The following is an 11,891-nucleotide window of genomic DNA, read 5'->3' as shown; positions in this document are numbered from 1 at the left end:
TCCGGACCAATCCCACGCCGCGCCATCCTACGGAGGTATGAACGTGGCACAGGCGGAAATCGGGCTTATCGGTCTCGGTGTGATGGGGTCGAACCTCGCGCTCAACATTGCCGAAAAAGGCAACAAGATCGCGGTTTTCAACCGCACGGTGGCGCGCACGAAGGAATTCTACGAAGAGGCCGGCGATCTCCAGGGGCAGATCGTGCCCTGCGACACGATCGAGGAATTCGTCGCCGCCATTCGCCCGCCGCGGCCGATCATCATCATGATCCAGGCCGGTGCTGCGGTCGACCAGCAGATGGACCTGCTGCGCCCCTATCTCGAAAACAACGACATCATGATCGATGCCGGCAACGCGAACTTCCGCGATACGATGCGCCGCTTCGATGCGCTGAAGGATTCCGGCCTGACCTTCATCGGCATGGGCGTTTCCGGCGGTGAAGAGGGTGCCCGCCACGGCCCCTCCATCATGGTCGGCGGCACGGAGGATTCGTGGAAGCGCGTCGAGAAGGTGCTGACCTCGATTGCCGCCAAGTACAATGACGACCCGTGCGTCGCCTGGCTCGGCGAGAACGGTGCCGGCCACTTCGTCAAGACCATCCACAACGGCATCGAATATGCCGATATGCAGATGATCGCCGAAATCTACGGCATCCTGCGCGATGGCCTGAAGATGAGTGCCGCCGAAATCGCCGACGTCTTCGCCGCGTGGAACAAGGGGCGCCTCGAATCCTATCTCATCGAGATTTCGGCGACGGTGCTCGCCGCCAAGGACCCGATCGGCGGCGGCCCGATGGTCGACATGATCCTCGACAAGGCCGGCCAGAAGGGCACCGGCAAGTGGTCCGCCATCGAGGCGCAGAACATGGGCGTGCCGGCAACCGGCATCGAGGCCGCCGTCGCCGCCCGCTCCATCTCGTCCTTCAAGGCCGAGCGTGAAGCCGCCGAGAAGATTCTCGGCCTGCCGGATGTTCCCGCACTCAAGGTTGCCGACAAGGCCGCCTTCATCAAGGACCTCGAAAGCGCGCTGCTCGCCGGCAAGATCGGCGCCTATGCGCAGGGCTTCGCCGTCATGGCAGCCGCCTCCAAGGAATACAACTGGAACCTGCCGATGCCGACGATTGCCAAAATCTGGCGCGCCGGCTGCATCATCCGCTCGCAGTTCCTCGACGAGATCACCAGCGCCTTCACCAAGGCGCCGGATGCCGCCAACCTGATCGTCACCCCGGCCTTCGCGACGATGGTCAAGGACACCGACGGGGCTCTGCGCCGCGTCGTCTCCGCCGCCGCCCTTCATGGCCTGCCGGCGCCCGCACTTGCTTCGGCCCTCGGCTATTTCGACAGCTACCGCCGCGGCCGCGGCACGGCCAACGTCATCCAGGCCCAGCGCGACTTCTTCGGCGCCCACGGCTTCGACCGCCTCGACGGCGCGGACAGCCACCACGGCCCGTGGGGCTCCGGCCTCAACGGCTGATTTCGGTCCCGCTCAACAAGAAACCGCCCGCGAAGCATTTTTTGCGGGCGGTTTTTCTTTGGGCCCCACAAGGGTTTGAACCCGGCCCATCATCTTTATGCCTATGAAGCTAAATGATTGCGTGGCAAATAGAGGTTGTGTAGAAAATATAGAAATAAACTGAGAGACCTTCATGTTCCCAGAATTTCAGTCTTTTCTCGCCAGCCGTCGTCAAGAGATCGCTCACAACGAGCAGGGGGAATTCAGAGAGACCTCGGAGCCGGATACGTCTCTGGCAAGCGCCAAGATCATGGAACAGCTCGGCATCGCCCGGCAACCCGGTATCACCGCGCATGACCAGCTTAGCAAATGGCTGCTCGCGGCCAGCCAGGCAGAGCGCGAGGAGGCGGGTCTCGGGTTGCAAATTCCCGAGGCACCGGTCCATTTCATACCGGGTCGGTATAATATCTACTACGACTTCAAGAATACCGACATCGCGCTTGATGAATTGCAGAAGGCAGGCGTCGATATCAAGGGCACGCTGCTCGACTTCGGGTGCAGTTCGGGCCGCAATCTCGCGGTGCTTCAGAAAGCGTTTGGCGAGCAGTTGGACCTGTTCGGTGTCGACCCCGCCACGGCGTCCATCGAATGGGTCAACAAGCATATTCCCGGCGTCGTCGCGAAGGTGAGCCAGCAAGAGCCGCCGCTGCCCTTTGATGACGATATGTTCGATCTCATCATTGCGAAGAGCATTTGGACGCACTTTTCGGAGGCAGCCGGCAAACGATGGTTTTCCGAGATGCGGCGCGTGTTGAAAAAGGGCGGTCATTTCCTCTTTTCGGTGCACGGTCCGCACGATATCGCATCACGCATAATCAAGAATATACCGCTACCCAAATACGAGCTTTTCGCTGGCCATCAGAAGTGGACCCGAGACACGTTCCTGCTTGATCTTGTGGCGACCTATGCGCGCGACGGCTTCTATTTTCAGCCATTCAAGCAGGTCGGCAATCAAGGCGATCTGAAATTGATCGAGGATGCCGTTACAGAAGATTGGGGCCTCACCTTCATCTCGCCAGACTATCTGCGTTCCATGCTGCCCGATGACATTTCGATCGTACAGCGCTCAATCGGCCGCACCGGGAATCGGCATGATGTCTACATTGTGAGGCGCGACTAGAGTATGTCTGGTTCAGACTGAACCAGACATACTCTCGTTTCCTTTGTTTTCGTTTGCCTTTTCGGGAAAACCGGGTCCCACTTTTCCCTGACAAACTCTAAGCGCCCCTCACTCGATGGGGATCGGATAGCTCAGCGTCTGGAGCTCTGCCGGCGGCTTGCCTTCGATGCGGGCGATCACGGCTTTTGCCAGTTCCCGGCCGGCGAGGCGGATGTCCTCGCGCATGGTCACGACCTCGGGCCGCAGCCATTGCAGCAGCATCTGCGATTCCTTCGAGACGAGGTCGATGTCGTGGCCCAACCGGCGGCCGCTTGCCTCGAGGGCCGCGACGAGCGCCACTGCGCCGGAGCCGCTGCCCGAAACGATGCCGTCCGGCGCGTCGGGGCCGCTTAGCAGCGCCTCGGCGGCATTGCGGATATCGACGAGGCTGGCATCGAGGTTGACCTGGCTGAACGGCAGCGCCGTGGCGCCGAAATCGCGAATGCCTTTTTCGAAGCCGGCGCGCATGTGCAGGTAGAAGGTCAGGTAGGGCGGCGGTTGCAGCAGCACGAGGCGCGTGCGTCCGCGCTCCACGAGTTTTCGCACGGCCTCGTAGGCGAAACGTTCGTTGTCGAAGTCGTGATAGGGATGGGCGAGGCCCATTTCCGTTCGGCCATGGGTGACGAAGGGAAAGTTTCGCTCCATCATCAGCGCGACGCGCGGGTCCTTCGGCTCGGTGCGTGAAATGATCACGCCGTCCGCGGCTCCCGTCTCCAGCACGTAGCGCACGGGGTCGAGCGCATTGCCCTGCGCGCGGTAGGGCGTCACCACGAGATGGTATTGCGTCGTGGCGAGGATTTCCGAGATGCCGATGACCATCGGGCTCGACAGGCCCATGATCTCTTCTTCCAGGCTGAGGATCAGGCTGATGACATTGGTCTTGCCGGTGCGAAGCCGCACACCCGCGCGGTTCGGCTGGTAGCCGATCTGGCGCGCGACGAGGCGCACGCGCTCCTTCGTCTCGGCGCTGATGTCCGACGCATCCTTGAGGGCGCGCGACACGGTGGTGATGCCGAGGCCGGTCATGAAGGCGATCGTCTTCAGCGTCGGCCGTTCGTTCGGTGCCGGAAGCGCTGTCGCCTGGCCCTCGCTCATCGTCTGTCCATCCCCCGCCTGCCACGCCTGTGCGCCAAGTGGGCCGGTTATACATTTTTTAACCCGGCCCGCCACTCCCTAGTGGTGGCGCCTTAAAACTGTAACGATACAGGTCGTTTGTCGAGCGGAAATTTCGCAAAATGCAGCGACAGCCCGTGCCTGAGCGCGCGTTGCACCGCAAAGCTATAATTTATGCGACTGCGAAATACTGGTTTTCGTGCAAAGCTGTTTTTCAGAGATAAATGTAGCTAATTCAGCTGGATATGGAAAATCCAGTCAAGGGGTAGCGATAGAAAGCATCGCCCTACAATGCCTGAAAAACCATCTCCGGGACGAAAGTTCGATTTTGTGATCGCTGCCCGGTTGCGCGATGAAATCGATTGAGTTACGTTTTTACTGCAACGTTTCAGTGAGGGAGGAAACTCATGAAAATTCGCTCTATGGCTGCTATCTTGGCAGCGACCGTGGTCCTGCCGTTCGCCGCAGCCAATGCGACCGATCTGGAAGTGACCCATTGGTGGACGTCCGGCGGGGAGGCCGCGGCGGTCGCCGAATTCGCAAAGGCCTTCGACGCCACGGGCAACAAGTGGATCGACGGTGCCATTGCCGGCGCCGGCGGCACGGCCCGCCCGATCATGGTGAGTCGCATCACCGGCGGCGACCCGATGGCGGCAACCCAGTTCAACCACGGCCGCCAGGCCGAGGAGCTGGTGGAAGCCGGCCTGATGCGCGACCTGACCGATGTCGCGACGCGCGAGAACTGGAAGGACATCATCAAGCCGGCGGGCCTGCTCGACAGCTGCACCATCGACGGCAAGATCTATTGCGTGCCCGTCAACATTCATTCCTGGCAGTGGCTGTGGCTTTCCAACGGGGCTTTCGAAACGGCGGGTGTCGCGGTTCCGAAGAACTGGGACGAGTTCGTCGCGGCAGCGCCCGCGCTGGAAAAGGCCGGTATCGTTCCGCTCGCCGTCGGCGGCCAGCCGTGGCAGGCCTCCGGTGCCTTCGATGTGCTGATGCTGGCGCTTGGCGGCAAGGACACGTTCTACAAGGTCTACAAGGACAAGGACGCCGAGGTGGCGGCCGGTGCTGACGTCGGCAAGATCTTCAAGGCCGCCGACGATGCGCGCCGCATGTCCAAGGGCACGAATGTGCAGGACTGGAACCAGGCGACCAACATGGTCATCACCGGCAAGGCCGGCGGCCAGATCATGGGCGACTGGGCGCAAGGCGAATTCGCGCTCGCCGGCAAGGTTGCCGGCAAGGATTACACCTGCCTTCCGGGTCTCGGCGTGAACGAGATGATCGCCACGGGTGGCGATGCCTTCTATTTCCCGGTCCTTGCAGACGAGGAGAAGTCGAAGGCGCAGGAGGTTCTCGCCTCCACGCTGGTCAGCCCGGCGGCGCAGGTCGCCTTCAACCTGAAGAAGGGCTCGCTGCCGGTGCGCGGCGACGTCGACCTCACTGCTGCCAACGATTGCATGAAGAAGGGCCTCGACATCCTTGCCAAGGGCAATGTGGTCGAGTGGGTCGACCAGTTGCTTTCGGCCGACAGCCAGAAGCAGAAGGAAGACCTGTTCTCCGAATTCTTCGCCAATGCGTCGATGACGCCGGAAGACGCCCAGAAGCGTTTCGCCGACATCATCGCTTCGGCGGATTGACCAGGGTCTCGTGACGCCGGCGCCTGACCTGGCCGAGCAGGCCGGGACAGGCGCCGTTCACCCCTGATCCAAGACCAAGGAGGAGTGACCCATGACGGGCCAGGTACACACCGGTCGCCCCAGCAGACTGCTGCGCAATCTCAATGCCAAGATTGCCTCCCTTCCCATGATGTTCACCGCCGTCGTCATCTTTCTCGGCGGCACGGTCTGGACGGTCGTCTATTCGTTCACCAATTCGAAACTGCTGCCGCGGGCGAAATTCGTCGGCTTCGACCAGTATGAACGCCTGTGGGACGCGCCGCGCTGGCTCATGTCGATCCAGAACCTGGCGATCTACGGCGTCTTCACGCTCATTTTCAGTCTGGTGATGGGCTTTTTACTCGCCGCGCTGATGGATCAGAAGATCCGCTTCGAAAACACATTCCGCACGATCTTCCTCTATCCCTTCGCGCTGTCCTTCATCGTCACCGGCCTCGTCTGGCAATGGATTCTGAACCCGGAATTCGGCGTGCAGTCGGTCGTCCGCTCGCTCGGCTGGACGAGCTTCACCTTCGACCCGCTCTACAATACGCAGATCGTCATCTACGGCGTGCTGATTGCCGGCCTCTGGCAGGGCACGGGGCTCGTCATGTGCCTGCTGCTCGCGGGCCTTCGCGGCATCGACGAGGATATCTGGAAGGCCTCGCGCGTCGATGGCATCCCGATGTGGAAGACCTATCTCTTCATCGTCATTCCCATGATGCGCCCCGTCTTCATCACCACGCTGGTCATCATCGCCAGCGGCATCGTCAAGGTCTACGACCTCGTGGTGGCGCAGACGAGCGGCGGTCCCGGTATCTCGTCGGAAGTGCCGGCAAAATACGTCTACGACTACATGTTCCAGGCGCAGAACCTGGGGCAGGGCTTTGCCGCCTCCACCATGATGCTCGTCACGGTCGCCATCATCATCGTGCCCTGGGCCTATCTCGAATTCGGAGGGCGCAAGCGTGTCTGACACCATCACCCTCAAGACGGCCTCTGCCGCCGCAACGAAAACCGGCGCGGAGCCCTGGGGCGCCAGACCCCGCCGCGTGCTCTCCGGCCGCAATATCATGCTCTACGGCACGCTCACCATCGCGGCGCTCTATTACCTGCTGCCGCTTTACGTGATGGTCGTCACGTCGATGAAGGGCATGCCGGAAATCCGCCTCGGCAACATCTTCTCGCCGCCGCTGGAAATCACTTTCGAGCCCTGGGCCAAGGCCTGGGCGAGCGCCTGCACCGGCCTCAACTGTGACGGCCTGTCACGCGGCTTCTGGAATTCGGTGCGCATCACCGTGCCCTCGACGCTGATCTCGATCCTCGTCGCCTCGGTCAATGGCTATGCGCTCGCCAACTGGAAATTCAGGGGCGCGGATATCTTCTTCACGATCCTCATCGTCGGCGCCTTCATTCCCTATCAGGTGATGATCTACCCGATCGTCATCGTGCTGCGCGAAATGGGCATCTACGGCACGCTCACCGGCCTCGTCATCGTGCACACCATCTTCGGCATGCCGATCCTGACGCTGCTCTTCCGCAACTACTTCTCGTCGCTGCCGGAAGAGCTGTTCAAGGCGGCGCGCATCGATGGCGCCGGGTTCTGGCAGATCTATTTCCGCATCATGCTGCCCATGTCGCTGCCGATCTTCGTCGTCGCGATGATCCTGCAGATCACCGGCATCTGGAACGACTTCCTGTTCGGCGTCGTGTTCACCCGGCCGGAATATTACCCGATGACCGTGCAGCTCAACAACATCGTCAACTCAGTCCAGGGGGTGAAGGAATACAACGTCAACATGGCCGCAACGCTGCTCACCGGCGCGGTTCCGCTCATCGTTTATTTTGTGTCGGGACGGCTCTTCGTCCGCGGCATCGCCGCCGGCGCAGTCAAGGGTTAAGCCATGCAGAAATCAGTCTCCATCAAGGACCTGTCTTTGAGTTTTGGCGCGGTCAACGTGCTGGAAAACCTCAATCTCGACATCGGTGACGGCGAATTCCTCGTGCTGCTCGGCTCGTCCGGCTGCGGGAAATCGACCCTGCTCAACTGCATTGCCGGCCTGCTGGAGCCGACCGGCGGGCAGATCTTCATCAAGAACAAGAACGTCACCTGGGAGGAACCGAAGGACCGCGGCATCGGCATGGTGTTCCAGTCCTATGCGCTCTATCCGCAGATGACGGTGGAAAAGAACCTCTCCTTCGGCCTCCAGGTCGCCAAGATGGCGAAGCCGGAGATCGAAAAGCGCATCGCCCGCGCCGCCGAAATCCTCCAGATCGGCCCGTTACTCAAGCGCAAGCCCTCGGAGCTTTCCGGCGGCCAGCGCCAGCGCGTGGCGATCGGGCGTGCCTTAGTGCGAGATGTCGACGTCTTCCTGTTCGACGAGCCGCTTTCCAACCTCGATGCCAAGCTTCGTTCGGAGCTGCGTGTCGAGATCAAGCGGCTGCACCAGTCGCTGAAGAACACGATGATCTACGTCACCCACGACCAGATCGAGGCGCTGACGCTCGCCGACCGCATCGCCATCATGAAGAGCGGCGTCATCCAGCAGCTCGCCGATCCGAACACGATCTACAATGAGCCGAAGAACATGTTCGTCGCCGGCTTCATCGGCTCGCCGTCGATGAACTTTCTGCGCGGCGAGATCGCCGAGCGGGGCGGCAGGCCGGTGTTCCTGGTGAACGGCGTCGATGTCTCGCTCGATGGCTACAAGGCGGGCGAACCGCTCCGGCCGGGCCGCAAGGTCGTGCTCGGCGTGCGGCCGGAGCATGTGAAGGTCAACGAGGATGCTGCCGGTATAGAAACCCATCAGGCGACGGTGGACATCGAGGAACCGATGGGCGCCGACAACCTGCTCTGGCTGAAACATGCCGGTCACACGATGTCCGTCCGCGTCGGCGGGGCGCGGCGTTTTGCACCAGGCACGGCGGTGACGTTGTCCTTCGACATGGGGCTCGCCTCGCTGTTCGATGCGGGGACGGAGGAGCGGATCTAGGATGGTCCGGATTGCGGCTACCCCCCTCTGCCCTGCCGGGCATCTCCCCCTCAAGGGGGGAGATCGGTAAGGCGCATAGGCATCGCTACAAAGGCAACCGTAGAGTTCTGCAAGACGTTGCAACGATTCAATCTCCCCCCTTGAGGGGGAGATGGCCGGCAGGCCAGAGGGGGGTAGATCCCCCGCACATCGCAAGCCAGAGACACAGACATGACCCAGACATCCACCATAACTGCCATCGACCTCTCGGGCATCTGGACCGTCACCAGCACCGACGCGGAAAAGGCGGCCCCAATGCGTGTCCCCGGCGACGTGCACAGCGCGCTTCTCGCCGCAGGCGTCATCCGTGATCCCTATGCCGGGCGCAACGAGCGCGACGCGCAGTGGGTGGCGGAAAAGGACTGGGTGATCGAGCGCACGTTCGAGGTCGCGCCGGAAATGCTAGAGGGCGGCTGGTATCTCGATATCGGCAGCATCGACACGGTCGCTTCCGTCTATGTCAACGGCGTGCTGGTGCAGGACACCGACAACTGCTTCCGCCGCTATCGGCCGGATGTCACGGACGCCCTGAAGGCCGGCGAGAACAGGCTGAAGGTGCTCATCCATTCGAGCGTCGCCACCGGTGCCGCCCGGCAGGCGGAACAGCCGTTCTTCATTCCCTGGTCGACCGGCAATTCGCCGATCCCGAACGGCAACATGCTGCGCAAGCCGCAGAGCCATTTCGGCTGGGACTGGAACATCGCGATCGCGCCGCTCGGCATCTACGGCGAGATTGTTTTGCGCAAGCTGGAGGTCGCGCGCATCGAGCATCTCACGACGCGGCAGTTCCACCATGCGGGTGGCGCCGTCGATCTCTACGTGACCGCGACGTTCCATGCCGAGGAGCCGGGCATCCTGCCGGTGCATTTCGCGCTCGGCGAGGAGCGTGTCCGCCTCGATATCGGTATCGGCGCCGGCGAGACGCAGCTCACCCACATGTTCCGCATTGAGAAGCCGGCGCTCTGGTGGCCGGCGGGGCATGGCGAGCAGGTGATTTATGCGGTGCGCGTCGAGACGGCGACCGAAACCGTCGTGCGCCGCGTCGGCCTGCGGCAGGTCGAGCTGCTCACCGACAAGGACGAGGCCGGCAGCCGCTTTGCGCTGAAGGTCAACGGCCGCGAGATTTTTTGCCGCGGCGCCAACTGGATCCCCGCCGATGCTTTGCCCTCGCGCATCACGCCCGCCGGCGTGCGCGACCTCTTACAATCCGCCGTCGATGCAAACATGAACATGCTGCGCGTCTGGGGCGGCGGGTTCTACGAGCCGGACTGGTTCTACGACCTTTGCGACGAAATGGGCCTGATGGTCTGGCAGGATTTCATGTTCGCCTGCAATCTCTATCCCTCGACCGTCGATTTTCTCGACAATGTCGCCGCCGAGGTGGACTATCAGGTCAGGCGTCTCGCCTCGCACCCCTCCATCGTGCTGTGGTGCGGCGACAACGAACTGGTCGGCGCTTTGACGTGGTTCGAGGCAAGCCGCGAGAACCGCGACCGTTACCTCGTCTCCTATGACCGCCTCAACCGCACCATCGAAGTGGCGATGAAGAAGGCCGCACCCGGCGCGATCTGGTGGCCGTCGAGCCCGGCGTCGGGCTATCTCGACTTCGGCGATGCCTGGCATGCCGACGGTTCCGGCGACATGCACTATTGGTCCGTCTGGCACGAGAACAAGTCGTTCGACAATTACCGCACCGTGCGCCCGCGCTTCTGCTCGGAATTCGGCTTCCAGTCCTACACCTCCATGCCGGTCATGAAGACCTTCGCGGACGCCAAGGACATGAACATCGCCTCGCCGGTGATGGAGAGCCACCAGAAGAATGCCGGCGGCAACGAGCGCATTGCCGGCACCATGTTCCGCTATTTCCGCTTCCCGAAGGATTTCGCGAGCTTCGTCTATCTGAGCCAGATCCAGCAGGGCCTCGCCATCCGCACCGCCGTCGAATACTGGCGCTCGCTGAAACCCCATTGCATGGGCACGCTCTACTGGCAGCTCAACGACACCTGGCCGGTCGCCTCCTGGTCGAGTCTCGATTACGGCGGTAACTGGAAGGCCATGCATTATATGGTGCGCCGCTTCTTCCAGCCCGTCGCGGTCGCCGCGATCCCGTCCAGGGACGGCGAGACCATCGGCTTTTCCGTCGTCAACGACACCGCGGAGCCGGTAACGGTGACGCTCGACACCTGGCTCGTCTCGCTGACGGGCCAGCGCCGGCCCTATCGCAGCACGGAAGGCGCATGCGGGCCGGACAAGGCAGAAATGCTGTTCTCCGTCTTCGCCGCCGACCTGCCGGAAGACACGCTGCTCTTCTGGTCCTTTACGGCCTCGAACGGCATGACGGGCGAGGGGCATCACGTCGCGGTCAACTACAAGGCGCTCGATCTCGAAGCCTCCCGCCTGACGCTCGAGGTGTCGCCGCGCGACGACGGCCGCTTCGCCGTCACCGCATCGGCAACCGGCCTCGCGCTGCACGTCATGATCGAGGCGGACGTCGCCGGCCGCTGGTCCGACAATGCCTTCGACCTCACGGCCGGCGGGCAGAAGACCGTGATCTTCACCCCGGCGACAAGCGGTGCAGTTCCGCAGTTCCATTGGCTCGATCTTCATTCCTGCCAGACCCATCACGCATAATACGAGGAGACATTCATGCAGACGGTCAGCTTCCAGCTCTACAGCGCCCGCAATTTCCAGCCTTTCGCCGAGGTGTTCCGCATTCTCGGCGATGCCGGCTACAAGGAAGTCGAGGGCTACAGCGCCCTCTATGCCGAGCTCGACGATGCGGCGATCCAGCGGGTGAAGGCCGATCTCGACCGCAACGGCCTCACCATGCCCACCGCTCACTTCAGCCTCGACATGCTGGAGGCGGAGCCCGACCGGGTGCTCGCGATCTGCCGCACGCTCGGCATCGAGGCGGTCTATTGCCCCTATCTCCTGCCGGAGCACCGTCCGACGGACGCCGCCGGCTGGCGCGCGCTCGGCGAACGCCTGCAGAAGGCCGGCGAGCCGATCCGCAAGGCGGGGCTTACCTTCGGCTGGCACAACCACGATTTCGAGTTCTTCGCGCTCGAAGACGGCACCGTGCCGCAGGATCACCTCTTTGCCGGCGGGCCGGACCTCACCTGGGAGGCGGATATCGCCTGGATCCTCCGCGGCGGTGCCGATCCCTTCGCCTGGATCCAGAAATACGGCGACCGCATCACCGCCGTGCACGTCAAGGACATCGCGCCGAAGGGCGAGAATGCCGACGAGGACGGCTGGGCGGATGTCGGCCACGGCACCGTTGCCTGGGCCGATCTCGCCAAGGCGCTCGCCGGCACGCCGGTCCAGCATTTCATCGTCGAGCATGACAATCCGAAGGATCTTACCCGGCTTGCCACCCGCTCGATCGCCACCATCAAGGCATTCTGAGGACT

The 11,891-nt window shown here is 62.4% G+C and carries 9 protein-coding genes; 8 read left to right on the top strand and 1 reads right to left on the bottom strand.

Features of this window, described 5'->3' with window-relative positions; genetic code table 11:
* Window positions 1-43 precede the first annotated feature (43 nt).
* Together gndA and VGN93_RS15720 are read left to right on the top strand one after the other, a co-directional pair.
* Window positions 44-1,474, top strand: coding sequence for an NADP-dependent phosphogluconate dehydrogenase (gene gndA / locus VGN93_RS15725; RefSeq protein WP_327508180.1), 1,431 nt, complete (start codon window positions 44-46; stop codon window positions 1,472-1,474).
* Window positions 1,475-1,646: 172 nt separating this feature from the next.
* Window positions 1,647-2,633, top strand: coding sequence for a class I SAM-dependent methyltransferase (locus tag VGN93_RS15720; protein ID WP_319323289.1), 987 nt, complete (start codon window positions 1,647-1,649; stop codon window positions 2,631-2,633).
* 108 nt (window positions 2,634-2,741) lie between these two features.
* Here the strand turns inward: VGN93_RS15720 and VGN93_RS15715 are convergent, their stop codons facing one another.
* Window positions 2,742-3,767: a LacI family transcriptional regulator gene (locus tag VGN93_RS15715; RefSeq protein ID WP_319323287.1), complete on the bottom strand. Its 1,026-nt coding sequence runs from the start codon at window positions 3,765-3,767 to the stop codon at window positions 2,742-2,744.
* A 425-nt stretch (window positions 3,768-4,192) separates the two neighbouring features.
* On the opposite strand from VGN93_RS15715, the gene VGN93_RS15710 reads away from it, so the two are divergent.
* From VGN93_RS15710 to VGN93_RS15685, 6 genes are all read left to right on the top strand, one after another.
* Window positions 4,193-5,428: an ABC transporter substrate-binding protein gene (locus VGN93_RS15710; protein ID WP_327508179.1), complete on the top strand. Its 1,236-nt coding sequence runs from the start codon at window positions 4,193-4,195 to the stop codon at window positions 5,426-5,428.
* Between the two features lie 91 nt (window positions 5,429-5,519).
* Window positions 5,520-6,422, top strand: coding sequence for a sugar ABC transporter permease (locus VGN93_RS15705; protein WP_327508178.1), 903 nt, complete (start codon window positions 5,520-5,522; stop codon window positions 6,420-6,422).
* Entirely contained in the window at window positions 6,415-7,347 is a 933-nt protein-coding gene (locus VGN93_RS15700; RefSeq protein ID WP_414714097.1) for a carbohydrate ABC transporter permease, read from the top strand. Before VGN93_RS15705 ends, VGN93_RS15700 begins: the two co-directional genes overlap by 8 nt.
* 3 nt (window positions 7,348-7,350) lie before the next feature.
* Window positions 7,351-8,439 carry an ABC transporter ATP-binding protein gene (locus tag VGN93_RS15695; protein ID WP_327508177.1) on the top strand — a complete coding sequence of 363 codons (1,089 nt, stop codon included), beginning with the start codon at window positions 7,351-7,353 and terminating at the stop codon, window positions 8,437-8,439.
* A gap of 210 nt (window positions 8,440-8,649) precedes the next feature.
* Complete coding sequence (locus VGN93_RS15690) at window positions 8,650-11,109, top strand: glycoside hydrolase family 2 protein (RefSeq protein WP_327508176.1); 2,460 nt, start codon at window positions 8,650-8,652, stop codon at window positions 11,107-11,109.
* A 15-nt stretch (window positions 11,110-11,124) separates the two neighbouring features.
* Window positions 11,125-11,886 (top strand): sugar phosphate isomerase/epimerase, encoded by a 762-nt coding sequence (locus tag VGN93_RS15685; RefSeq protein ID WP_327508175.1) that lies wholly within the window; start codon window positions 11,125-11,127, stop codon window positions 11,884-11,886.
* Window positions 11,887-11,891 lie beyond the last annotated feature (5 nt).

Origin of the sequence: Shinella sp. (genome assembly GCF_035998705.1) — a bacterium.
GTDB lineage: Bacteria > Pseudomonadota > Alphaproteobacteria > Rhizobiales > Rhizobiaceae > Shinella.
This window is presented reverse-complemented; position numbering and strand designations above follow the sequence as displayed.

Bases quoted from the DNA above. Each gene is read 5' to 3' on its own strand.
- VGN93_RS15710 (WP_327508179.1), top strand. From the start codon at position 4,193: ATGAAAATTCGCTCTATGGCTGCTATCTTGGCAGCGACCGTGGTCCTG.
- VGN93_RS15715 (WP_319323287.1), bottom strand. From the start codon at position 3,767: ATGAGCGAGGGCCAGGCGACAGCGCTTCCGGCACCGAACGAACGGCCG.
- VGN93_RS15685 (WP_327508175.1), top strand. From the start codon at position 11,125: ATGCAGACGGTCAGCTTCCAGCTCTACAGCGCCCGCAATTTCCAGCCT.
- VGN93_RS15695 (WP_327508177.1), top strand. From the start codon at position 7,351: ATGCAGAAATCAGTCTCCATCAAGGACCTGTCTTTGAGTTTTGGCGCG.
- VGN93_RS15705 (WP_327508178.1), top strand. From the start codon at position 5,520: ATGACGGGCCAGGTACACACCGGTCGCCCCAGCAGACTGCTGCGCAAT.
- VGN93_RS15720 (WP_319323289.1), top strand. From the start codon at position 1,647: ATGTTCCCAGAATTTCAGTCTTTTCTCGCCAGCCGTCGTCAAGAGATC.
- VGN93_RS15690 (WP_327508176.1), top strand. From the start codon at position 8,650: ATGACCCAGACATCCACCATAACTGCCATCGACCTCTCGGGCATCTGG.